At 38.8% G+C, this 23,756-nt stretch carries 25 protein-coding genes and 1 tRNA gene; 19 read left to right on the top strand and 7 right to left on the bottom strand.

Annotation, left to right across the window (positions count from 1 at the left end):
• Window positions 1–36 precede the first annotated feature (36 nt).
• Window positions 37–1,305 (top strand): inorganic phosphate transporter, encoded by a 1,269-nt coding sequence (locus GQR38_RS15215; protein WP_007586466.1) that lies wholly within the window; start codon window positions 37–39, stop codon window positions 1,303–1,305.
• Window positions 1,306–1,387: 82 nt separating this feature from the next.
• Complete coding sequence (locus tag GQR38_RS15210) at window positions 1,388–2,308, top strand: hydrogen peroxide-inducible genes activator (protein WP_165722422.1); 921 nt, start codon at window positions 1,388–1,390, stop codon at window positions 2,306–2,308.
• Between the two features lie 24 nt (window positions 2,309–2,332).
• On the opposite strand, the gene GQR38_RS15205 is transcribed toward GQR38_RS15210, so the two are convergent.
• Both GQR38_RS15205 and GQR38_RS15200 read right to left on the bottom strand, forming a co-directional pair.
• Window positions 2,333–2,545, bottom strand: coding sequence for a hypothetical protein (locus GQR38_RS15205; protein WP_121953757.1), 213 nt, complete (start codon window positions 2,543–2,545; stop codon window positions 2,333–2,335).
• Window positions 2,546–2,726: 181 nt separating this feature from the next.
• Window positions 2,727–5,258: a GGDEF domain-containing protein gene (locus GQR38_RS15200; RefSeq protein WP_165722424.1), complete on the bottom strand. Its 2,532-nt coding sequence runs from the start codon at window positions 5,256–5,258 to the stop codon at window positions 2,727–2,729.
• A gap of 187 nt (window positions 5,259–5,445) precedes the next feature.
• On the opposite strand from GQR38_RS15200, the gene queA reads away from it, so the two are divergent.
• The 6 genes from queA (at window position 5,446) to GQR38_RS15170 (ending at window position 12,116) form a co-directional block, all read left to right on the top strand.
• The gene (gene queA / locus GQR38_RS15195; protein ID WP_010554380.1) at window positions 5,446–6,477 is read left to right on the top strand and encodes a tRNA preQ1(34) S-adenosylmethionine ribosyltransferase-isomerase QueA; all 1,032 of its coding nucleotides are present in this window, start codon (window positions 5,446–5,448) and stop codon (window positions 6,475–6,477) included.
• Between the two features lie 183 nt (window positions 6,478–6,660).
• Complete coding sequence (gene tgt, locus GQR38_RS15190) at window positions 6,661–7,788, top strand: tRNA guanosine(34) transglycosylase Tgt (protein WP_007586471.1); 1,128 nt, start codon at window positions 6,661–6,663, stop codon at window positions 7,786–7,788.
• 25 nt (window positions 7,789–7,813) lie between these two features.
• The gene (gene yajC, locus GQR38_RS15185; protein ID WP_007586472.1) at window positions 7,814–8,149 is read left to right on the top strand and encodes a preprotein translocase subunit YajC; all 336 of its coding nucleotides are present in this window, start codon (window positions 7,814–7,816) and stop codon (window positions 8,147–8,149) included.
• 19 nt (window positions 8,150–8,168) lie between these two features.
• The gene (gene secD, locus GQR38_RS15180; RefSeq protein WP_010554381.1) at window positions 8,169–10,028 is read left to right on the top strand and encodes a protein translocase subunit SecD; all 1,860 of its coding nucleotides are present in this window, start codon (window positions 8,169–8,171) and stop codon (window positions 10,026–10,028) included.
• 9 nt (window positions 10,029–10,037) lie between these two features.
• Window positions 10,038–10,985, top strand: coding sequence for a protein translocase subunit SecF (gene secF, locus GQR38_RS15175; RefSeq protein WP_007586474.1), 948 nt, complete (start codon window positions 10,038–10,040; stop codon window positions 10,983–10,985).
• 321 nt (window positions 10,986–11,306) lie between these two features.
• Window positions 11,307–12,116 (top strand): transporter substrate-binding domain-containing protein, encoded by an 810-nt coding sequence (locus GQR38_RS15170; RefSeq protein WP_010553382.1) that lies wholly within the window; start codon window positions 11,307–11,309, stop codon window positions 12,114–12,116.
• Window positions 12,117–12,169: 53 nt separating this feature from the next.
• On the opposite strand, the gene suhB is transcribed toward GQR38_RS15170, so the two are convergent.
• Window positions 12,170–12,973, bottom strand: a complete 804-nt coding sequence (gene suhB / locus GQR38_RS15165; RefSeq protein WP_002957826.1) for an inositol-1-monophosphatase — start codon at window positions 12,971–12,973, stop codon at window positions 12,170–12,172.
• A gap of 276 nt (window positions 12,974–13,249) precedes the next feature.
• On the opposite strand from suhB, the gene GQR38_RS15160 reads away from it, so the two are divergent.
• Window positions 13,250–13,666: a VOC family protein gene (locus GQR38_RS15160; protein ID WP_165722426.1), complete on the top strand. Its 417-nt coding sequence runs from the start codon at window positions 13,250–13,252 to the stop codon at window positions 13,664–13,666.
• A 38-nt stretch (window positions 13,667–13,704) separates the two neighbouring features.
• On the opposite strand, the gene GQR38_RS15155 is transcribed toward GQR38_RS15160, so the two are convergent.
• Window positions 13,705–14,373, bottom strand: a complete 669-nt coding sequence (locus tag GQR38_RS15155; RefSeq protein ID WP_024597540.1) for a LiaF domain-containing protein — start codon at window positions 14,371–14,373, stop codon at window positions 13,705–13,707.
• A gap of 328 nt (window positions 14,374–14,701) precedes the next feature.
• Here GQR38_RS15155 and GQR38_RS15150 point away from each other — a divergent pair, with 328 nt between their 5' ends.
• The 4 genes from GQR38_RS15150 to GQR38_RS15135 all read left to right on the top strand — a co-directional run bounded on the left by GQR38_RS15150 (window position 14,702) and on the right by GQR38_RS15135 (window position 16,709).
• Complete coding sequence (locus GQR38_RS15150; RefSeq protein ID WP_165722428.1) at window positions 14,702–15,268, top strand: BON domain-containing protein; 567 nt, start codon at window positions 14,702–14,704, stop codon at window positions 15,266–15,268.
• A 72-nt stretch (window positions 15,269–15,340) separates the two neighbouring features.
• Complete coding sequence (locus GQR38_RS15145; RefSeq protein WP_121953763.1) at window positions 15,341–15,499, top strand: YqaE/Pmp3 family membrane protein; 159 nt, start codon at window positions 15,341–15,343, stop codon at window positions 15,497–15,499.
• A 379-nt stretch (window positions 15,500–15,878) separates the two neighbouring features.
• Window positions 15,879–16,385: a hypothetical protein gene (locus GQR38_RS15140; RefSeq protein ID WP_101162741.1), complete on the top strand. Its 507-nt coding sequence runs from the start codon at window positions 15,879–15,881 to the stop codon at window positions 16,383–16,385.
• 247 nt (window positions 16,386–16,632) lie between these two features.
• Window positions 16,633–16,709, top strand: a tRNA-Ile gene (locus tag GQR38_RS15135).
• Window positions 16,710–17,030: 321 nt separating this feature from the next.
• Here GQR38_RS15135 and GQR38_RS15130 read toward each other — a convergent pair.
• Entirely contained in the window at window positions 17,031–17,360 is a 330-nt protein-coding gene (locus GQR38_RS15130) for a 5-carboxymethyl-2-hydroxymuconate Delta-isomerase (RefSeq protein ID WP_002957818.1), read from the bottom strand.
• 207 nt (window positions 17,361–17,567) lie between these two features.
• Between GQR38_RS15130 and GQR38_RS15125 the strand changes: the two genes are divergently transcribed.
• From GQR38_RS15125 to GQR38_RS15100, 6 genes are all read left to right on the top strand, one after another.
• A complete protein-coding gene (locus GQR38_RS15125) occupies window positions 17,568–18,053 on the top strand; it encodes a CreA family protein (protein ID WP_076925008.1) in 486 nt (161 codons plus the stop codon).
• 35 nt (window positions 18,054–18,088) lie between these two features.
• Entirely contained in the window at window positions 18,089–18,862 is a 774-nt protein-coding gene (locus tag GQR38_RS15120) for a hypothetical protein (RefSeq protein ID WP_165722430.1), read from the top strand.
• 11 nt (window positions 18,863–18,873) lie between these two features.
• On the top strand, window positions 18,874–19,512 hold the full coding sequence (locus tag GQR38_RS15115; RefSeq protein WP_007586498.1) for a LysE family transporter: 639 nt from the start codon (window positions 18,874–18,876) through the stop codon (window positions 19,510–19,512).
• Window positions 19,513–19,538: 26 nt separating this feature from the next.
• Window positions 19,539–20,033: a gamma-glutamylcyclotransferase family protein gene (locus GQR38_RS15110; protein WP_007586500.1), complete on the top strand. Its 495-nt coding sequence runs from the start codon at window positions 19,539–19,541 to the stop codon at window positions 20,031–20,033.
• Window positions 20,034–20,048: 15 nt separating this feature from the next.
• Window positions 20,049–21,590, top strand: coding sequence for a serine hydrolase (locus GQR38_RS15105; protein WP_165722432.1), 1,542 nt, complete (start codon window positions 20,049–20,051; stop codon window positions 21,588–21,590).
• A 103-nt stretch (window positions 21,591–21,693) separates the two neighbouring features.
• Complete coding sequence (locus tag GQR38_RS15100) at window positions 21,694–22,611, top strand: histone deacetylase family protein (protein WP_165722434.1); 918 nt, start codon at window positions 21,694–21,696, stop codon at window positions 22,609–22,611.
• 13 nt (window positions 22,612–22,624) lie between these two features.
• On the opposite strand, the gene GQR38_RS15095 is transcribed toward GQR38_RS15100, so the two are convergent.
• Both GQR38_RS15095 and GQR38_RS15090 read right to left on the bottom strand, forming a co-directional pair.
• Window positions 22,625–22,918 (bottom strand): hypothetical protein, encoded by a 294-nt coding sequence (locus tag GQR38_RS15095; RefSeq protein ID WP_024600161.1) that lies wholly within the window; start codon window positions 22,916–22,918, stop codon window positions 22,625–22,627.
• 6 nt (window positions 22,919–22,924) lie between these two features.
• A complete protein-coding gene (locus tag GQR38_RS15090) occupies window positions 22,925–23,734 on the bottom strand; it encodes a DUF2797 domain-containing protein (protein ID WP_165722436.1) in 810 nt (269 codons plus the stop codon).
• Between the last annotated feature and the right edge of the window lie 22 nt (window positions 23,735–23,756).

Below are 23,756 nucleotides of genomic sequence, written 5' to 3'. Positions count from 1 at the left end.
AAAATCAGTTCAAACACGAAAGATTAAGGTTTTACAATGGATATCATTGCATCTTACGGCACGGTATTAATTTTAATTGCCGCAGCAGTCGGCTTTTTTATGGCTTATGGTATTGGCGCGAACGACGTAGCGAACGCCATGGGCACATCTGTAGGTTCAAAAGCGCTAACAATCAAACAAGCTATTTTTATAGCGATGATTTTTGAATTTGCAGGCGCTTACTTAGCAGGTGGTGAGGTTACATCAACAATTCGTAAAGGAATTATCGATGCCGCACCATTTGCAGACATTCCTGAACTTATGGTTCTGGGTATGATTTCATCTTTATTTGCAGCGGGTGCTTGGTTATTAATGGCCTCGTTCTTGGGTTGGCCAGTATCAACGACTCACTCAATCATTGGTGCAATCATTGGTTTTGCGTTAGTTGCTGTTGGTACTGAGGCGATTCAATGGGATAAAGTAGGTGGTATTGTTGGTAGTTGGATTATAACGCCCGCCATATCAGGCTTTATTGCATACTTAATATTTATGAGTGCACAAAAACTTATTTTTAATACAGATGCACCACTAAAAAATGCTAAACGCTATGTACCACTTTATATGGGTTTAGCAGGTTTTATAATGGCCTTGGTTACAATTAAAAAAGGCTTAAAGCATGTTGGTGTTGATTTAGGTGCAGCCGAAGGGTACGCCTTAGCAATAGCTGTAGCAGTTGTCGTTGCTATAATTGGTAAAATTGCTATTTCTCGTTTAAATATCGATCCAAAAGCAGATAAACAAATGCAATTCAACAATGTTGAAAAAGTGTTTGCTGTTCTTATGGTATTAACAGCATGTTGTATGGCCTTTGCACATGGTTCTAACGATGTTGCTAATGCAATCGGTCCACTAGCTGCTGTTGTAAATATTGTTGAAAACAATGGTGAAATTGCTAAAAAAGCGGCTATTGCTTGGTGGATTCTACCTCTAGGTGGTTTTGGTATTGTTGCGGGTCTTGCTATTTTGGGCAAAAAAGTAATTAAAACGATTGGTGAAGGCATTACACATTTAACGCCTAGCCGTGGTTTTGCTGCTGAACTAGCCGCTGCTTCTACCGTTGTAATTGCATCAGGTACTGGTATGCCAATCTCTACTACTCAAACCTTAGTAGGTGCGGTATTAGGTGTAGGTATGGCACGTGGAATTGGTGCACTTAACATGGGTGTTATCAGAAACATTGTAGTTTCTTGGGTAATTACATTGCCAGTTGGCGCTGCCCTTGCTATTGTTATTTTCTACGTACTAAGAACCGCATTTGGGGTTTAACAAAAAAGTACTCAAAGACTTTTAGCTTGAAAAGATCTCAATGCCCTAGGTGTTGGGGTCTTTTTATTTGTGGAAAGAAAAAATGACCAATCTTCCAAGTATCAAACAGCTACAGTATTTATTAGCTGTTCATCAACATCAGCACTTTGGCAGAGCTGCCAGTGCCTGTTTTATTGGGCAATCTACTTTAAGCAGTGCTATTCAAAATCTTGAAGAAACGTTGGGTTGCCAGCTTATTGAACGCGAAAATCGCAGCCTTATGTTTACCAGTATTGGTGAAGAGGTTGTTGAGCGCTCTCGTAAAATAATTAACGATACAATTAGTTTAAAAGAGCTCACTAAAAGCTTTTTAACACCACTGAGTGGTAAATTAACGGTGGGTGTTATACCTACAATTGCTAGCTTTATAGCGGCTCCTCTGTATCACTTTTGTAAAGAAACCTTTTGTGATTTAGAGCTGGTATTAATAGAAGATACGAGTGATAAGCTACTGGATAAACTTGAGCATGGGCATATTGATTTAGCGCTACTTGCACTGCCATACGAAACCGATAAATTTCATACACAAGTATTGGCAAAAGATCAGTTTAGTTTAGTGCACCATAAGGACTACAGCGCTGCAAAGGGCGTAGTCGACTTTAATCTATTACCAGAGGCTAGCGTATTCTTACTCGAGCGTGAGCACTGTATGACAGGCCATGCGCTTAGTGCATGTCATTTAAACCGTGCTAGTTGTATTAACCCATTTGAAGCAGCAAGCTTGCATACATTATTGAGTATGGTTGAGCATCAGCTCGGGGTGACTTTTTTACCACAAATGGCGATTAACGCCGGAATTTTAGATAATAAAAATATGGTGGCAACAACATCACAAAGCGATGCATATAGAGATATTGGCATATTGTGGCGGAAAACTACGGGGCGGATCCGCGACTTTAAGTTATTTAGTCAACAGCTTGAGATATTTTTAAAGCGCCAATGTAGTTTAGATTTTTCTAAATAAGAATAGTAAATGAATGAAAGCAGCCTATAAAGGCTGCTTTTGATTTTTAAAATGGCTTTCAAAAGGCTCAAGTTCGGGTAAAAATAGTAAATAAATCCATACCACCAAGTTAAAGTAAGGCACGCAACCTAATACAGTAAAAACCTTAACTGGGTAGCCTTTAATATTTGCGTAACGATAACACTGATACGCGATTGCAAAATGTATAATCAGTAATAACATAACTAGCTGTGTCATACCTTTCTCCTTAAAAGCTTAAATAGCTTTGAAACCCACTATAAATATCAGTACTACGTCGCCAAAAGGTAATGTCATGTTTTTAAAGTGAAATACATTAAAATGCACGACATTTTTCATTTGATACTGAAAGTATAGGCAAGAAAGGTAATATTGGTAGTAACAAATTGTTTAATTTTGTTTATTTTGGGCTAGCTTGTTGTTGGTAAAACGTTTTATTTTTTGAAATTTTTTCAAGCTCATCTTTTACTTTTTCAACAGGTACTGGGCGTGCAATAAAGTAGCCTTGTCCATAATCAACACCTATCTCTTTTAGTGCAAAAAATATCTCTTCGTTTTCAACGTACTCAGCTACAGAGCGCTTATCGAGAGACCGACTAATATCATTTATTGCTTTTACTAACGCTAAGTCTATAGGGTCATTAAGCATGTCGCTTACAAATGAGCCATCAATTTTTACATGTTGTGCTGGAAGCTGCTTTAAATAGTTAAATGTACTAAAGCCAGTTCCAAAATCGTCAATAGAAAAATGACAGCCTAAGCTATTAAGCTTCTCAATCATTTTACGAGTCGCTTTTAAGTTGTTAATACTTGCTGATTCAGTTATTTCAAAAATTATCCGCGAAGGGGGCACGTTATACTTTTCAAGATTTGATTCAATTAATGGCAATAAGCGTTCATCTAAGAATGATTGTGCTGACAAATTAATAGCAACTTGGTTTAACTCTGGGTGCTTAGACACACAAGCAACGGCATTACGTATAACGCATTGATCCATCAAAAATGTGTCGTTAAGCATCTCTAAAGAGGGAATAAATTGATTTGGGTACACAAGTTTACCTTTGAGTTTTAAGCGTAAGAGCGCTTCAAAATAAGCAACTTTACACTCTTTAAAATCCCAAATAGGTTGGTAATGCAGTTCAATATTATCTTGCTGCAGTGCTTGTCGAATTTCGTGACCCCATTCAAGCCCAGTTTGAAGCGTATTGTTTTGAGCGTCCTCTTTTGAGTAGCAATGTACTAAGTTACGCCCTAAATTTTTGGCAATATACAAAGCAATATCGGCTTGTTTTAAACACTCATTAGGGTCGTTATTTTGTGTCGTGATTTGAGTTAAACCAATAGAGCAGCTAATAGTGTATATCTGATCTTCTGATTTAAAAGCATGTTTTTCTATCGCACTACACACACCTTCTGCAATAAGGTGTGCATCCAGTAAATTCATATCGGTAAGTATGACTGCAAACTCATCGCCGCCTATTCGGCACACCAAATGGTCTTCGCCAATATTTGTTTTAAATAATTGCGCCACTTCTTTTAATACTATGTCACCTTGGTGGTGACCTTTGCTGTCGTTTATTATTTTAAAGTGATCGAGGTCAATATAAATAACAGCATGCTCTATGCCATCATACGTGTATTTATCTTGGCATATTTTATTAAGCTGTTGATCAAAGTAATAACGGTTATGTAAACCAGTTAATGGGTCATGGTGTGCTAAATGACGTAGTTGAATTTCTGCTTGTTTACGTTCGTGTATGTTGTCGATAGTGGCGGTTATGGTCGCGTTATTACGACTATTTTTGATTAGCTGTAATCTGCATTCGACCCAGATTAAATTGCCATTTTTATGGGTGAGCTTTACTTCTATTTGTTGCTGTTGCTCGCCACCATGTAAAATGTCATTAATAGTATAATTTAGTCTTCCTTTATCTTCGTTATTACAATAAGCGCTTAATGGGGTTTGTAGTGATGATTTAACACCAAAACCGCTTAATGTCTCCCATGCAGGGTTAATAAAACGAATATGTCCTTGCTGATCAAGCTCTAAAACAACCGTATTCAAATGCAATAAAATACGCTGATGAGCCGAAAATAACTCTTTGTAACGCACTTCGCTCACGCTTAGCTGCTCTACTTTGTAAGCAAACTCAGCATAACTCACCATAAAATCTTCACGTCGTGCGGCATGGTCACACACTTTATTTAAAAATGAAGGGTCGTATGGGGCTCTAATAAAATCGGTAACACCAGACAGCAAAAGCTGCTCAGCGTAATCAGCATCATCACTTTCTATAATTGTAACAATAGCTTGTTTAGAATTGTGCTGTAGGATTTCTTCAACGAGTACACTCGAGCTCTCTGCACTTGATGTAGTGGCATCGAGTAGCACAATTGAAAACTGCTGTTGGTTGTAAGCGTTTAGTGCTGCTTTGGCTGAGGTAACGTGAGTAATAGCAAAGTTTAACTTTAACTGTTCACTTATTTTGTCGGCCGTATTTTGAAGTGGCTCTAATAATAATAAGTTTAGCCGGCTACTTTTTTCTAAGTGAGTAGATAAAACATTCGCAAGTACTTGAGGGAGCATGTCTTTATGTTCAAACGGCAGTACAGCATCTATCCCGTAGCTTCGGGCTGTTGTTTCTGCAATACGCTCACAGTAAATTGGCGGAATAAGTAAAATTGGGGTGTTTTTCGGTGTTTTTAATAATCCTGAGCGGATCATCCTCGAAAAGCGCCAGCCGTCAATTTTCCCAACATTAATGCCCGTTATTATAATATCAACAGGGTGTTGTTTTAAAAGCTTTAAAGCTTGTTGGCTATCTTGCGCATCAATAAAGGTAAATACATTTAAGCTATCTAAAGTGCCTTTAATCGCGCGGCGTTCAGCACTACTTGCGTTTAATATTAGCAATTTAAGCTGGTTTGGCACGTGTTGAACACCCCTAATGTAACTTATAATAATTCAGCCGAACAAGAATAGTGACATTTAACCATAAGAACAAGAAAATTTAATGATAAACACGCAAACAAGATATTATAAGTTTGGCTGATTTCTTGAGCTTAATATCCGATACATATACACTTGGCGCGATTTTAAATGATGTGGATTACTAATTATGCGCGTGGCTGACTTTAGCTTTGACTTACCTGATGAATTAATAGCTCGTTTTCCTAAAGCGGACAGAACTAGCAGCCGTTTACTTACTTTAGATGGCCCAAGCGGAACTCTAGAACATAAAGTGTTTAGCGACATACTTGATTTAGTAAACGAAGGCGATTTGTTAGTCTTTAACAATACACGCGTTATTCCAGCACGTATGTTTGGTCAAAAAGCCTCTGGCGGCAAAGTTGAAGTGCTTGTAGAGCGAGTGCTAGATGAACATCGCGTACTTGCGCACGTACGCGCGAGCAAGTCGCTTAAGGTTGGTAACGAAGTTATTCTTGAAGGCAAAGCTAAAGCAATAATGGTTGCACGCCACGATACATTATTTGAGCTTGAGTTTGATCATAGCCAAAACGTGCTAGATATACTTAATGATATTGGTCATATGCCACTGCCTCCTTATATTGACCGACCTGATACCGAAGCTGATCGCGAGCGTTACCAAACTGTTTATGGAGAAAAGCCAGGTGCAGTTGCTGCGCCAACAGCGGGCTTACATTTTGACGATAAGTTAATGACGGCACTAAAAGATAAAGGTGTAAACATGGCTTTTGTTACTTTGCACGTTGGCGCCGGTACTTTTCAGCCAGTACGAGTGGATAGTGTTGATGAGCATGTAATGCATTCCGAGTACATAGAAGTGCCCGATGATGTAGTTGCTGCCGTTGCACAAACCAAAGCAAGTGGCGGGCGTGTAATTGCGGTTGGCACAACTTCAGTACGCTCATTAGAGTCGGCAGCTAAAGTTCACGGCGGCAAGTTAGATACGTATTTTGGTGATACCGATATATTTATTTTTCCGGGTTACCAATTTAATGTTGTTGATGCCATGGTCACTAATTTTCACTTACCTGAGTCAACACTCATTATGTTAGTAAGTGCTTTTAGCGGACAAGACAATATTATGGGCGCATACAATACCGCAATTGAACAAAAATACCGCTTTTTTAGTTACGGTGATGCGATGTTTTTAACACGCAAGTAACAGCTTGTTATTTAATACTCAGTAAAAAACATTAAAAACCCCAGCTTCGTTGCTGGGGTTTTTGTTTAGCGTAATAAGCAAGATTGAATTTATCGCAGCTAATAGTATTAATGAGGCAAAAAGGGTAGAATCGAGCGGTTAAATTATAGCTTGTTGGACTGTTTTTCCGACATTGAGGATGATATGAAATTTGAATTAGATTGTACTGACGGAAAAGCGCGCCGCGGCCGCTTAATTTTTGACCGTGGTGTAATAGAAACACCTGCATTTATGCCTGTTGGTACTTACGGTACTGTAAAAGGTATGACGCCAGATGAAGTAAAAGCCACTGGTGCGCAAATATGTTTAGGTAATACCTTTCATTTAATGCTTCGCCCAGGTACTGAAATCATTAAGCAACATGGTGATTTACACGACTTTATGAATTGGGATTTCCCAATTTTAACTGACTCAGGCGGTTTCCAAGTATTTAGCTTAGGCGCAATGCGTAAAATCACTGAAGAAGGCGTGTTATTTCAATCTCCAGTAAATGGTGATGAAATTATGATGTCGCCTGAAAAGTCGATGGAAGTACAGCGCGACTTAGGCTCAGACATCGTTATGATTTTTGACGAGTGTACGCCATACCCAGCAACTGAAAAAGAAGCTAAAGATTCTATGGAGTTATCTCTTCGTTGGGCTAAGCGTTCAAAAGAAGGGCATGGCGACAATCCATCTGCTTTGTTTGGTATTATTCAAGGTGGTATGTACCCAGAATTACGTGCACAATCGCAAGCAGGCTTAGAAGAAATTGGCTTTGATGGCTATGCATTAGGTGGTCTATCAGTAGGCGAGCCTAAAAACGAAATGATGAATATTCTTGATCATTGTGCGTTTAAAATGCCAGAAGACAAACCACGCTACCTTATGGGTGTAGGCAAGCCAGAGGATTTAGTTGAGTCTGTTCGCCGTGGTATTGATATGTTTGACTGTGTTATGCCAACACGTAATGCGCGTAACGGCCATTTATTCATTACCACAGGTGTAGTTAAAATACGTAACGCAGTACATAAAACAGACACAGGGCCACTTGATCCTGAGTGTGATTGCCATACGTGTGGAAACTATTCACGAGCTTATTTGCATCACCTTGATAAATGTAACGAAATTTTAGGTGCGCGACTAAACACAATTCATAATTTACGTTACTATCAACGTGTTATGGAAGGTTTACGTAATGCAATTAGCGAAGGTAAATTAGAAGAATTTGTACAAGATTTTTATGCTCGCCGAGGCCAAGACGTGCCAGAGCTAGTAGATATAAAAAATTAAACTTTAAAATTAAAGAGGAAGTATCATGAGTTTATTTATTTCAAATGCACACGCAGCAGCTGGTCAACCTGCGGCAAGCGGTGGTTGGGAAATGCTAATAATGTTAGCTATTTTCGGTTTGGTTTTTTACTTTTTAATCTACCGCCCGCAAGCTAAGCGCGTTAAAGAGCACAAAAGCTTAATGAGTATGATGGCTAAAGGCGATGAAGTACTTACCCAAGGCGGTTTAGTGGGTAAAATTGTGAAGATTTCTGAAGAGAAAGATTTCATCGTTATCTCTTTAAACGAGCAGGCAGAAGTAACAGTACAAAAATCTGCAGTATCTGCAGTATTGCCAAAAGGCACAATGAAGTCGCTATAAAAATAATAAGGACGACCCCGTGTTAAACAAGTTTCCAGTTTGGAAGTATTTACTTGTTTTAGCTGTGGTAGCCATTGGCCTTTTATATGCCTCTCCAAACTTGTATGGTCGTGATCCGGCTATACAAGTTTCAGGTGCTAAAGGCGCTGATGTCGATCTCAGTGTTGTAGACAAAGTAAACGCAATCCTTGAAAAAAATAATGTAACCGCTAAATCGACAATACTTGAAGATGGGCAAATTTTAGTTCGTTTAAAAAATGTTGAAGAACAGCTTAAAGCGCATGACTTACTGCGTGATTCGCTGAGCGACGATTACATTTCTGCTATTAATATGGCACCTGCTCAACCAGCTTGGTTAAAAGCGGTTGGTGGTAACCCTATGAAGCTAGGTCTTGATTTAAGTGGTGGCGTACATTTCACCATGGAAATCGACATGGCAACAGCGGTTGATAACCAGCTTGAGCAAATGGAACAAGATTTTCGTAGCGACCTGCGCGAAGAAAAACTACGTTACCGTAGTGTTCGCCGCGTAGCAGGCTCCGATCGTATGCGTGTAGAAATGCGTACCGAAGCAGATAAAGACGCAGCAGAGAGCTTCTTAGAAACTCGCTACCCGCTAAATGTCTACATTGATGACAGCAGTAACGATAAAGCATTTTTTGCGACAATGAGTGAGCAAAAACTCAAAGAAATTCGTGACTACGCTATCAAGCAAAATGAAACGATTATTCGTAACCGTATCAACCAAATTGGTGTTGCAGAACCTAACGTACAACGCCAAGGCGCTGAGCGTATTATTGTTCAACTACCAGGTATTCAAGACACAGCACGCGCTAAAGAAATTTTAGGCGCAACAGCAACACTTGAATTTCGCGAAGTAGACGAAAACGCTGATATCAGCGCTGCTGCTCAAGGTCGTATCCCAGCGGGTACTGAAATGATCATGAGCCGCGACGGTTACCCTGTTGTACTTAAAAAGCGTATTATTCTAGAAGGCAGTCATATTACTGGCGCGCAATCTGGCGCTGATGAATACCAACGCCCGCAAGTGAGTATTACGCTCGATAGCAAAGGTGGGGCAAAAATGAATGCCTTTACCAAACGTGCTATTGGTAAGCGTATGGCAACGGTATTTATTGAATATAAGCCATCAGGTAAAAAAGATGCAGACGGTAAAGCGCTTCCGCCTATTAAAGTTGAAGAAGTTATTAACGTAGCAACAATTCAAGCACGTCTTGATCGCTCGTTCCGTATTACAGGTATCGATAACCCAGCTGAAGCACATAACTTAAGTTTGCTACTTCGTGCAGGTGCGCTTGTAGCACCAATTCAAATTGTTGAAGAGCGCACTGTAGGTCCAAGTTTAGGTCAAGAAAATATTGAAGCGGGTATGACTGCGGTTGCACTTGGTTTTGCGTTTGTACTTGTGTTTATGCTTGTGTACTACAAAGGCTTTGGTATGGTTGCAAACCTTGCTCTTGCGGCTAACTTAGTACTGATTGTTGGTGTTATGTCTTTAATTCCAGGCGCTACACTTACGCTACCTGGTATTGCCGGTATTGTATTAACGGTAGGTATGGCGGTTGATGCTAACGTACTTATTTTTGAACGTATCCGTGAAGAGCTAGCCGATGGCCGAAGCCCTCAACAAGCAATTCATTTTGGCTACGATAGCGCATTTAGCACTATATTCGATGCCAACATCACCACGCTAATTGCTGCCATTATACTGTTTGCAGTAGGTACCGGCCCAATAGCGGGCTTTGCAGTAACACTTGCGATTGGTATTTTAACTTCAATGTTTACAGCCATCGTTGGTACCCGTGCGGTAATCAACTTATTTGTTGGTGGTAAACGTATTGATAAACTTTCGATTTAAGGAGCTGACATGCAAATTTTAAGTTTGGGTAGTAGAACCCTTCGTTTCATGTCTCTTCGTAAAGTGGCTATGGGTTTTTCGACGTTATTAATTTTAGCGTCGTTTGCATCAGTTTTTGTTAAAGGTCTAAATTTTGGTTTAGATTTTACCGGCGGTACTGCGGTAGAAGTTGGTTTTTCACAGCCAGCAGACCTTAAAAAAGTACGTGCTGCGCTAGCTGATAATGGTTTTGCTGATGCATCAGTACAACTATTTGGTTCAAGCCAAGAGATTTTAGTTCGTTTAGCACCGCGCGGTAGTGATGTTAAAGCTGAAGTAATTGGTAACCAAGTAATCGATGCGCTTAAAAAAGCTGATGACAGCGTAGTAATGCGCCGTATTGAGTTTGTGGGCCCAAGTGTAGGTGAAGACTTAAAAGAGCAGGGTGGCCTTGCCATGTTAACTGCACTTATTTGTATCTTAATCTACGTTGCATTTCGTTTTGAATGGCGCTTTGCTGTGGGTGCGGTAGGTGCACTACTACACGATGTTATTATTACTGTGGGTTTATTTTCGATATTAGGTTTAGAGTTTGATTTAACTATATTAGCGGCAATTCTTGCGGTAATAGGTTATTCACTTAACGATACGATTGTTGTATCTGACCGTATTCGTGAAAACTTCCGTAAAGTGCGCATTGACGATACTGTAGAAATTATTGATATTTCACTTACGCAAACACTTAACCGTACACTTGTAACTTCAATCACCACTATTTTAGTATTGATTGCTTTGTTTGCATGGGGCGGACAAACCATTCATGGCTTTGCAACTGCATTGCTGTTTGGTGTGTTTATTGGTACTTATTCTTCGATTTATGTTGCGAGCTCTGTTGCTATAGCAATGGGCGTAAGCAAAGAAGACTTAATACCAGAAGTAATTGAAAAAGAAGGTGCAGACCTAGACGCAATGCCGTAGTAGAGTCTCATTAAATAAAAACCGCTCCTATGAGCGGTTTTTTTATACCTGCAATTTACGAATTTCTCAGGCGTCTAAATTTTCATTAGCGGATGTAACAGTGCAAGTTTACGAAACAGTGCTAACTTTGTAGTGTGAATCGGTAGGACCTTTTTGCAATAATATATAAATCGCCACAGGTTAAGGCACCGGCCACTGAGGCTAAAATAAGCCAAGTGTTATCGCTCTAGTTATCTATTTATTCATGTGCTCAAGGGATGCTTTAGAAGTGTTTAGCCTTGCAGCCAATAATAGGTAATTTAAACAAAGCAGGTAATTATTATGTTACCAATAAAAGTTTCTATCAGTGTATTTAGTTTGTTTGTAAGTTTTTCACTCATGGCGCAAGAGCAAATAATTAATGTTGCTCAAAAGCAAGATACCCAAAACGCACGAGAAGAGTACCTCAATGAGTTATTAGTACGTGCACTTGAAAGTGTTAACTACCCCGGTGTTATCCGAATGACCCCCATATCAGAACTGCAAAAGCGTAAGCTAATAAACCTAGATGATAACGAATTAGACATGTATTGGAGTATGAGTAGTCCAGAGCGAGAGGCGCTTGCTTTGGCGATAAAAATACCACTATTTAAAGGCTATATAGGTAAGCGAGCTTTATTAACTAATAAGCAAAACTTGGCGCGCTTTAAAAAGGTAAAAAATATTGAGCAGCTAGCTACGTTTTCGGCTGTACAAGGGCACAACTGGCCAGATACAAGAATAATGTCCTATAACGGATTACATGTAAGGCCGCTTACTAACTACCAAGCCATGTTCACTTTAACGAGCCGTGGTCGAATAGATTACTTTCCTCGCTCGTTTATTGAGGTTAACTCTGAACTTATTGAAAACAAACAAAGTAATTTAGTAATCGTGCCTAATTTATACATAAGTTATCCAACCGGTATTTATTACTTTGTGACTAAGAGTAAACCTGAATTAGCAAAGGCTGTTGAAGAGGGATTAATAATGATGCAGGAAAGCGGTGAATTTGACGCATTATTTAATGAATACTTCGCAAAGGATTTAAATACACTACCTTATACAAAAGGCAAAACGATAGAGATTAAGCTCGATAACCCTTATTTTTAGGCACAAAAAAAGGAGCCTGAGCTCCTTTTTAGCATGCTATTAATAGCATCAAATTAGCGAAGTAACGACTCAGTTAGTACTGGACGAATTTCACGAATAATTGCTTGAGTCAATTTTGGTGAACCACAGATAATATTGCCGCTGTGGTTATAGTTATTACCACCAGCGAAATCTACAACCATACCGCCCGCTTCTTTAACCATAAGTTCGCCTGCAGCAGAGTTCCAAGGTTTTAAACCAATTTCAAAAAATCCATCAACACGGCCAGCTGCAACGTATGCCATATCTAAAGCAGAACAACCTGCGCGGCGAATGTCTGCAGTGTGTACAAATAATGCTTTAAACGCTTCAGTGTATGCATCCATGTGGTTTTTGTTTTTGAAAGGGAAACCAGTAGCAAGTACAGTGCCTGCAAGAACCGTAGTTTTGCTAACACGTAGACGTTTGCTGTTTAACTGAGTGCCTTGACCGCGAGATGCAGTGAAAAGCTCACCACGAATTGGATCATAAATAACAGCTTGGTCTAAACGACCTTTAACTTTAAGTGCGATAGAAACCGCGTAATGAGGGATACCTTTGATGAAGTTAGTTGTTCCATCGATAGGATCTACAATCCATTGGTAATCATCATCCTTGCCTTTATGCTCACCTAATTCTTCACCAACAATAGAGTGAGTAGGGTAAGACTGTAAAATAGTGTCACGAATTACGGCTTCGGCTTCTTTATCAATGTTAGTTACTAAGTCGTTAGCGCCTTTTTGTTGCACTTCAACTTTTGATAAATCTTCACTTGCGCGAAGTAAAATTTTGCCTGCGTTGCGCGCAGCGCGAACCGCAATGTTTAACATTGGATGCATGGTATTACCTTTGGGTTGTAAAAGAACGTTTATATATTTCAGCCGGCGTATTTTAGCGACTTTTGACATAAAGTAAACAATAAACCCCAAATACTTATGTTTGTTTTTTATACAAGATTGAAAAATGTCTATATTTTTAAAAAATAATAATGAGCAATTAATAAGTCATTATGTTCCTTTGTGTGTTAATTAAATTGAATTAATTTTAAATAACGCTTTACCTAAAGTTAGCTTGAGGTTTTATCGTGCCCCTAACTTAATTGATAGGACAACATTATGTATTTAGAGCACGTAAACTTAGTCGCGAGTGATATAGATAGTATGCTTAAATTTTATCGCGCTGTATTTCCACATTGGTCGATTAGAAGTGAGGGCAGAGGCGATTGGCATGGAAAACCAAGACGCTGGGTACACTTTGGAGATGACACGCATTACATTGCGATAAGCGATCATGGTGAGGGTGAAAACAGAAACTTATCGGGCCATCAAATTGGTTTTGCACACTTTGCTTATGTAACTAATAATTTAAGCGCAGTAGTAATGCGCTTAAATAAAGTGGGTTTTACAGTAAGCAAGCAAGGTAGCGAGAATCCTTTCAGAAAGAATGTCTACTTTATTGATCCCGCCGGGTTTGAGGTGGAATTTGTAGAGTATTTAAGTGATGTACCAAGCGAGCGAAATAACGATTTATAATAAAATACTAAGCAGCACGCTAAAGTGCTGCTACTCAATTATAGTGAGCGGTTATTATTACCGGTGCCAAACTGGGTTTTTAGCTCATTTGCAAAGCTCATAAATTTTTCTTTAATTGTGCGCTTTATTTTTACTTCAACCGATCCCATAACTGCCTTTCCTTCAATATGAATAGTAGGACCTTGGCGTTTGTTAAGCGACACAGATTTATTTTCAAGACTACTTAAAATACAAAACATTTTAGACACTACATTTACATGCTCTGGTACGTAAATCTCATCACTACCAAAAATACAGTTAACGTGAATAGTTACATTTTGATGCGCAAAAATGGCATCGGTAAAATCTAGCACCACCGATCCCATAAAGTTACTCAAATATATATTCTTTGGCACGACCCACTGACCGCTTCGCTCGTTAGAGCCTAAAATGCTGCGTAATGTAAAATCATCATCACTGTTTTGTTGTGCACTATAATGTGGTGTAAATTGCGATTGTTTTTCTGCTTTATATTGCTGATCAGTATTAAGTGTTAAATCTTCTACTAAGGCTAAAAGAGCTTCGTTATTAGGTGCATCCATCGCGTTATCTAAGCGTCTCTCAAATGCATCAACAGAAATAACCCCATGACTGTAATTATAAATTAATTGATCAATTACTTGTTCGCGTACTTGCTCTATTGGGCGGTCTTCGACTTTTACAGACATGGGGCATTCCTTATTATATTTACTATTAATACAGCTCTTGATGTTTATATGCAAAGCACGCACCAAATATAATAACCTTAATTATCAATGATTTAATTTTAAATGATGTTTTATGTTTTGTTATATTAACGATAGATTAACCAAAAATGCAATTATCTAGTTATTTTCACTATTTGAGAAAGTTTTACCGAGTAGCCTGTAAATAGTTACACAGCTATAGATAGTGCCTTATCCCAAAATTACATCAAGTTATTGAAATGTATATATAAATAAAGTTGGCCTAAAGCTCGCATTAGTTAAAGTGTCTTTAATCAAAAGGAGAAAGATTATGAAAACATTTAACAAATCTATTATCGCAGCTCTAGTTCTTGGTACTACGGCTATGGGTGCCCAAGCAAACAGCTGGGAAAACGAAAGTAAAGATGCTTGGATTGATGGTAAGGCAGAAACAGTTCTACTTATGAACACTAATCTAAACAACTTTGACATTAACACTGATGTAAAAAATGGCAAGGTAGTACTTACAGGTAAAGTTAATAGCGAGCTTGATAAAGAGCTAGCAGAAGAACTTGTACTTAGCCTAGATGGCGTATCTGATGTTGAAAACAGCCTTACCGTTGTTAAAAGCATGGACACAAAAGATAGAAGCAAAGACATGATGGACGATGATGATAACGACTTAACGGACGCTAAAATCACCACTGTAATCACAACTCGCTTCCTGTTTGATTCAGAAGTTGGTGGTACAGACATCGATGTTGATACCGACAACGGTATAGTAACTCTGAATGGCTCAGTAGAGTCTGAAGCTGAAAAGCAGCTAGCAGTTAAAATTGCTAAAAATGCTGAAGATGTTCGTGACGTAGTTGATAAACTATCTATTATTGCTGAATAACACAGTATAGTTAAGGCCCACTAACACTGGGCTTTACGCCTTTTTAATGCTTAATTTAAATGGAGTTTAATCATGGATATTATTCGTATAATACTTTCAGTTTTATTGCCGCCATTAGGTGTATTTTTGCAAGTTGGCTTAGGTATGCATTTTTGGTTAAATATTGTATTAACACTGTTAGGTTATTTCCCAGGGTTAATACATGCAATCTACATTATTGCGAAAAAATAATGACAGATTATATATTGTGTAAGCCGACTACTGAGGTTTAACTAAATAAAAACTTCAGTACTGATCGGCTCACAATATCAGTTTTTAAAGTAAATATTTTTTATCAAAATCTAATTTTTAATTGACTCAAACTAAGTGATTTATTTCTTGTAACTCACTCCCAACATTCCCTCAGCCACACCTATCGTTTACTTCAATTAAGCTTTCTAACTAACAGCAGTGTTCTGATTCTGTATTGATGCCATTTAGGAAGTCTTTAACATTAGTTTGTTTATATATCTACAATACGCGATTAATTACTCTATTATTAAGTGGCAATATTACCATCACTTCTAGTGTTATCATTAAACCAAGTTTTTACGCATATTGAGGTAGCTAATTGAATATTCGACTTATACTGTCAGGCGTTGTGTCATTCGTTTTTTATTTTAGTTGGGCCTACTGGGCAAATAGTTCGGCAGATATTGCTAAATCTGTCACGTTTCAAGCTGCATTAGTACAAGGTTTGTATAGTGGATTTGTAACGCTGTTTTTTACTTTTATTTTAGAAAAGGTCGTCAACAAGTATAAGTCTAGTTATGTAACGCTTGCGTTTGTAACTCCAATTATTTGTATGTTTCATTCTAAAACACCACAAAACGTAGCAATACGACAAAGCTTCAATAATGCAATTAACTCTAGCGCCTCGTATTTAGGTAACAAAAAAATAGCAGGTGTACTTTTTGCGCCTATTATTCCGATTACTGTTCAATCGAGCTTAGTGATTATGGTGAATGTAATTAATCAGACACCTAATTTGGCACTTACAGTAGCCCCAAGCATATTTTTTACAGCCTTGTATGCCTACACATATATGTTAGCTTTACTTAAAAAAGTAGAGCGTTAAATATAAAAGACTACATGTGGGGGGAAGGTTTTTATAATTTAATGCAGAAAATATCATGGGAAATATCTTACATTTTATGCTTATACCCACCTAAAAGATTACTATTTAAGCAGTTAGCTTACTGATTGTTAAAATAAAGGTGTTTGGTAGTGACAAGCACCTAAAAAGTTTTTATACTGCAACCCGCTTTAGTCGCTCTGTGACTGAACGCTTCAAAAATTAACTGCCTAGCAGTTATATAAAAGTTGGCCCCTTAGCTCAGTTGGTTAGAGCACACGACTCATAATCGTTAGGTCCCCAGTTCGAGTCTGGGAGGGGCCACCACTTTTACAAACTTTCCAAAAAAATACCTACTCAAATTATTTAATGCTACATGAATTTAATATCGTGTAATTTATTATTCTTTATTTACCCCTAATAATAAATATAATTTAAATAAAGTTAATCCATAGATTAAGCTAAGCTTTCTTAAATTTGAAAGAGTGCGAATGCACTATTAAATTCCAGCGTTAGATCGGACGCTATTCATGCTCTGTCTTGTAAATAATAATGAGCTGCATCTGATTTCAGAATACAAAAAAAGCCCCTATTGGGGCTTTTTACTTACTAGTGTTTACTTCTATTGCTCAAAACTACAAGAGTTAACTAATTTTTACGGTATATCTCATGCTCAATATCGTAAATATTTACGCTTAAACTGTCTGATGCTCTGCAGTATGTTTTTAAGCATGAAAGTAGCAGTTCGCTTAACATTTGTTTTTGCTCAATTGAGCGTCCCGCCAAAATATGTACCGCGATATGTATAAACCCTGATTTTCCTGCGCCAAGTTGATATTGCTGATAAGCAATGGCGCGTGTTTTGATGGTTTCTAATTCAAATAAGTTACTTTCGAAAGCGGTAGTATGAATTTTTTCTACGAGAACTTGTGGTAATACAGGGAGGTCTTCTGAGTGTTCAATAATAATGTGCGGCATTTAGGCGTTTCCTATTATGAGTTACTGCATGAGCGAGAGTTAATTGTATCAAATACAACAGGGTTCGCTAAACCCTGAGCTATCTAAAATCTTTACTTTAAACTAATTTAGTCGTATTTATTTTTGATGTTAGTATAAAAACATACAGGTGAACCTTCGCTTAGTAACGTAGGTGCTAAATTACTTATATATTAATTAAGGATAAGTATGAAATTACCACAAAAATTTAAACGTTTAGTTTTACTTGCAGGTGCTGTTGTTACATTAAGTGCTTGCTCTGATGATGTTGCGTCGGTAAGCCTTGGGTTATTTACAACTAAAGATGTTGTAGTTAATTCGCAGCAAGATCCAATCCTCGAAGGCGTTACTTGTCATATTAGTCATATAGAGGCTAATTTGGACTTTTCTGACCCGTCAGATATGTCTATAGCGTGTCGTCAAACAGGGCCTATTACAGCGCAGCAACTACAAAAAATAGACCGCAGTAAATCAGGTGAGGTGATATTTAAATCATCTAAAAGTATATTATTTAAATCACTAAAAGTGCGCCGTATTTACGATGCTGAAAACCGTACCTTATTGTATTTATCGTATTCTACTAAAGAATCCAGTGGTAGCCACCACCATGCACTATCAACAGTGCCGCTATACAATACTCAAGCGTGGGATTGGGCACTTACACAGAAAAACTAATCTGGTACCTAAACTAAAATCTAAAAGAGCACACTATGTTAGCTTTATTTAAATCAAAGCCATTATTAGAGCAGCAAGAACAGCAATGGCTTATTGATACATTTATTTGGGCTGTAGAAAACTTTGATGCTGAATTTTTTACAAAGCACACTCAAATAATACTGCCAACGGCCACTTTTTTCCCCGATTCGGTATCGAGCATTGAGGAAATGGCGAGTAATGTTTTTACCCGCGTTACTAATTACGCGGGTATGAATGCATGGCCTATTCAATTAGTCGCACCTCAGCAGTTACAACCGCAAGTTTTTCCGCACTTTGAATTTAGTGATGAAATACGTGGCGAAGGCAGTCATTTAATTGTGCCGCCAAGCCATAAGGTCAGTATCTCTTTTAATCCTAATCAGATTAATCAGCCACAAGATTTAGTGGCTAGTTATGCGGGTACTCTGGCCACCATACTTATTCATCACGTTGGGGTGCTACCGCCAGGCGGTAGGGAGTATTTACCACAAGCTGCCGATGCACTTGCCTGTTTTTTAGGATTTGGTGTGATGATGAGTAACACGGTGTATCAGTTTAAAGGCGGTTGTGGCTCTTGTTATAATCCATACGCTAACCGTGAAGCTAAGCTAAGTGAAACACATACGGTATTTATGCATGCTCTGATTAGTTACTTTAAAAACGATAAAGTGTCTAAAAAACACTTAAAGCCGCATTTACGTGGTCAGTTTAAAAAAGCACAAAAAGAAATTAAAGCATTGGTAAATAACTCGGCTAACCCGCTGTTATTAGCTTATTCGCCAAACTAGCAAGGATCTGCGTGGAATACTTAGATGAATTTTTACTGATTGTTATTGCTCATTTTTTTGCAGTAGCAAGCCCAGGGCCTGACTTTGCCGTAGTACTTAAGCAAAGTGTGCAACAAGGAAGGCGCAATGCACTCTGGACAAGTGCCGGTGTTGGCGCTGCTATTTTACTGCACGTTGCCTATTGTGTTTTAGGTGTAGCGCTTATTTTAACGCAATCGCCTAGCTTATTTATGGCACTTAAGTATCTTGCCGGTGCATATTTAGCTTATTTAGGCGTACAAGCACTCAGAGCTGCAAAACCTCCAGCAAGTAATGAAGGCGAGGCTGCAAAAGATGTTGAAAACAAAACCGTTCAAGAAGAATCCGTTTGGCTTGCTTTTAGGCGCGGCTTTTTCACAAATGCATTAAACCCAAAAGCCACGTTATTTTTTATGTCGTTATTTACACTCGTGATTAGCCCAACAACACCGACTAGCGTACAGGTCGGCTACGGTGTGTACATGGCATTGGCTACTTGGGCGTGGTTTTCAATGCTTTCAATAATACTTTCTAGAAATAATGTAAGGGGTTTTTTCCAACAACGCGGTTATTGGTTTGACCGTGGAATTGGCGTTATTTTAATTGCCCTTGCAGTACGTGTTGTTATTTAACTTATTTAAAAAGTACAGGAGATAAAATGCCGTTATATAATTTTTCGTTTGGCTCTAATATGTCATCTAATCGTTTGTTAGCACGCTTACCTAATGTAAAGCGTGTAGGAACAGCGGTACTTAAAGGTTACGAGCTAACTTTTGATATGCTATTTAAAGATGGCTCTGGCAAATGCAGTATTTGCCCAAGCGATAAAGAAGGCGCGCTGGTTTACGGCGTTATTTATGAGCTTAATGAAGATGAAAAAGTTATTTTAGATGGTATTGAGGGCGTAGGTTACGACTGCGTAGATATAGCCCCAACGCTTTTAACGGGTGAGACTGTAACTGCACATTGTTATATAGCTAATACCCACGACAGCGATGTACTCCCATACGATTGGTACATAAAACACGTTCATCGCGGATCACTTGAAGCGGGCGTACCAAAAGAATACAGTGATGCGATATTAAATCGCGCACAAAAAAGCGATACCAATCAAGAGCGCGCAGCAATTGAATTTGCAGTTCATCAAAAATAATAAAATAGGATTGATATGAAATTAACCAAACTTGCCGCAATCGCACTATTAGCAGGCACTACGTTTAGCAGCTGGGCACAAGTTGATACCAACAAAATTGACGAGGTAATTAAAGCGTCAATGGCGCGTTTTGACGTACCCGGTATGGCAGTTGCCATTGTTGAAAACGATAAAGTGATATTTGCTAAAGGCTTTGGTGTAACTAATCTCGATACCAACAAAAAAGTAAACAAAGACACTTTATTTGGTATTGCTTCAAACACGAAAGCGTTTACAACAGCAGCGCTTGCCAAGTTAGTTGATGAGGGGAAGTTAAGCTGGGATGACCGCGTAATTGATCATTTACCAGAGTTTAGATTATACGACTCATACGTAACACGCGAAATGCGTATTCGTGATTTATTAAGTCACCGCAGTGGGCTAGGGCTTGGGCAGGGCGATTTAATGATTTGGCCAAGTACCGATAAGTCAGTTGATGAAATTTTAGCGGGATTACAGTATTTAAAACCAGCGAGCAGTTTTCGTAGTAAGTATGCTTATAACAACTTGATGTTTGTTACCGCTGGTGAGGTGGTTGCACGTGTGTCGGGTATCAGCTGGAACGATTACATCGAAAAAAATATATTACAGCCGCTGCACATGGATAACTCACGCGCGGGATTTTCACGTATTCCAAAAAGTAATAAAAACTGGGCGACAGGTCATATTCCTATGGATGGCACGCTTCATCCATTTTTTGTGAACTACCTAGAAGATTTTAGAGGTGCAGGTGCAATTGCTTCAAGTGTAAGCGACATGAGCCAGTGGCTTCGTACGCAATTAGCGGGCGGTAAAATGCCAAGTGGCGAGCAGCTATTTAGTGAAAAGCAACAAGCGCAAATGTGGCACCCACATATTACGTCTATGGCGTCTAAAAGCGCGTTTGAATCGTATCATCAGCAGTTTAGGGGTTATGGGTTAGGTTGGAGTATTGAAGACTACCACGGCTTTAAAAAGCTAGGTCACGGTGGTGGTATTTTAGGGATGGTATCGCAAGTTACTTTATTGCCTGAGAAAAAACTTGGTATTGTTATTTTATCTAATCAACAAGCTTTTGGTGCACTTTCGGCAGTAACCCACGAAGTACTTGAAGATGCACTTGAGCTCGAAGATAAAGACTGGGTAGAGGATTTAGCTAAAAGTCATTTTGAAGGTAAGCAACATGCGTACGCTAATGCAAAACCAGAAGCACCGGCTGACTACCAACCGCAATTACCAAACATTAATTACACCGGTACATTACATGATGATTGGTATGGCGATGTGATTATTGAGCAGCTTGATAGTAAATTGCATATTGATTTTACGCACACTAAACGATTAAAAGGCACACTTGAGCATTACACCGGTAATACATTTATAGTTAAGTGGGATGAAAAACTGCTTGAAGCGGATGCGTTTATTCGTTTTGAAATGAGCTCACAAAACCGTGTAAATAGCGCTAAAATGCGTGCAGTATCAACAGCGGTTACCGACTTTAGCTTTGATTTTAGAAACCTGCATTTAAAGGCAAGGTAGCTAATAGCTTTGATATTTAAAATGTTGATATAAACCAAAGTCGCAAAGCCACCTGTCGGTGGCTTTGTTATATTAAGTTTTTACACCTTGTAAGGGACTTTTTATGCGTACCGCTGTTATTTCTCATCCTCATTGCCGTAAGCATAAAATGATAGGCGACCATCCTGAGTGTCCAGAGCGCTTAGATGCAATTACCGACAGATTATTAGCCAGCGGTGTAGATGTTGGCTTAACCCACCTTCAAGCCCCTAAAGCCGAGCGTGAGCATTATTTACTTGCTCACGATGAATCTTTAGTTAAACACGTAGAAGCCACGATACCAACCGAAGGGCTTGCTAATTTAGATGGCGATACTTGGCTATGCCCAGATTCGTTTAAAGCGATTGAGCGTGCAGTAGGTGCGGGGGTTTTAGCTGTTGATGAAATACTTGCTGATAAACTCGATGCCGCTTTTTGTTCTGTGCGCCCGCCAGGGCATCATGCTAATAAAGATTCGTCATCCGGATTTTGTGTATTTAATAACTTAGCCATTGCTGTTAAGTACGCCCAAAGCAAAGGAGTTAAACGTATTGCGATTGCTGACTTTGATGTACACCACGGTAATGGCACACAAGACATTTTTATTGATGACGAAAACGTACTGCTTTGTTCGTTATTTCAGTATCCGTTTTATCCTAATACAGCGGTTAAAAATAATAGTCATATTGTTAATTCACCTCTGCCAATTGCTAGCAATGGCGACGACCTAAAAGAGGTGTTTACTGGGCAATGGTTACCAAAATTAAAAGCGTTTAAGCCTGAATTACTTTTTATAAGCGCAGGGTTTGATGCTCACCTAGAAGATGATATGGCAAGCTTAAAGTTTGTAGAGGATGACTACATTTGGCTTACCGAGCAACTATGTGGTGTTGCTAAAGAGGGCGGTTGCAAAGGGGTTATTTCGTATTTAGAGGGGGGCTATGCGCTATCAGCTTTAGGTCGCAGTGCTGTAGCGCATATAAAAGTACTTACTGAACTTTAAATAAAAAGGGAGTTTATAACCCTAGTAAATCAAACGCCTGCGCTGCACTTAGGGTTTTGATTTTACCAAGGCAGCATTGCCCTTCATTTAATAAGTAAGCTGTAACAAGCTGTGCTAGCTGCTCGCCATTCAATTTAGGGCAAGCAGTGCCTTGTAAATTAAGGAAGTCACCTTGCTTATTAAGTACTCGCACATCGCTTAGCTCACTTTGCGTAACGCTGTGTAAGCATTCTTGTTGCTCTTGTTGGTTATGGGCTATCTCAAGCTCATTATAAATAACCAATAACTGTGGGTAGCTGTTTAACATAGCTCGTTAGCCTACGGTTACTTCATAAGACGTAAATTTACGAATATTAATAACGCCTTTTTCAAAAATTAAGTATTGGCCTTTAATACCTTGTAAAATACCACTTACTACAGGGTCTTTGTCAAAGTTAAATGAGCTGATTTTTGTAGGATACTCGGTTACTGGGAAGTCTAAATCAACCACATCTTCATCAAGTTGTTCTATTGCTGTTGCACCAAATAATTCACTTAGCTCATTTAGCTTCTCACTAATTTGTGGGATCAGTTCGGCTGCAGCTGCTTTTAAGTCAATTGCTTCGTTTTGACCTTTTAACATATTGCGCCAATTAGTTTTGTCGGCAATAAATTCAGCCAATGCAACTTCCACTAAACCTGATTGCAGGCGAGTTTGCACTTTAAAAATAGGTAATGCTTGAGTCGCGCCTTGATCAACCCAACGAGTCGGTATTTGTGTGTGGCGGGTAATACCTACTTTTAACCCAGAGGTGTTAGCGAGATATACATAGTGCGGAATCATGCAGTTTTCTTCGCCCCACTGTGGCTCTCGGCACGTGCCTTGATCGTAGTGGCAGGTTTCTGGTTTCATAATACACATATCGCAACTAGCGAGCTTGCGCATGCATACAAAACAGTGACCTTGAGAATAGCTTTTTTTGGTTTTTTTACCGCAGTTAGAACATAAAATAGTGCCACTAAAGGTAAGCGTAAGCTCCTTACCTATAAATGCATTTAAGTCTACTAGGTGTTCACCTACAGGTAAGTGATATTGTACTGGTTCGGTTAAGCTCGATTTTAATTTACGCAGTGTGCCTTGCATCTTTACTTGGCCCCTAAAGATG

Source organism: Pseudoalteromonas sp. c7(2019) (assembly GCF_011378625.1).
In the GTDB taxonomy this organism is placed as follows: Bacteria; Pseudomonadota; Gammaproteobacteria; order Enterobacterales; family Alteromonadaceae; genus Pseudoalteromonas; species Pseudoalteromonas arctica.
Note: the sequence above shows the minus strand (reverse complement) of the source record. Positions and strands in the feature narration are given on the sequence as shown.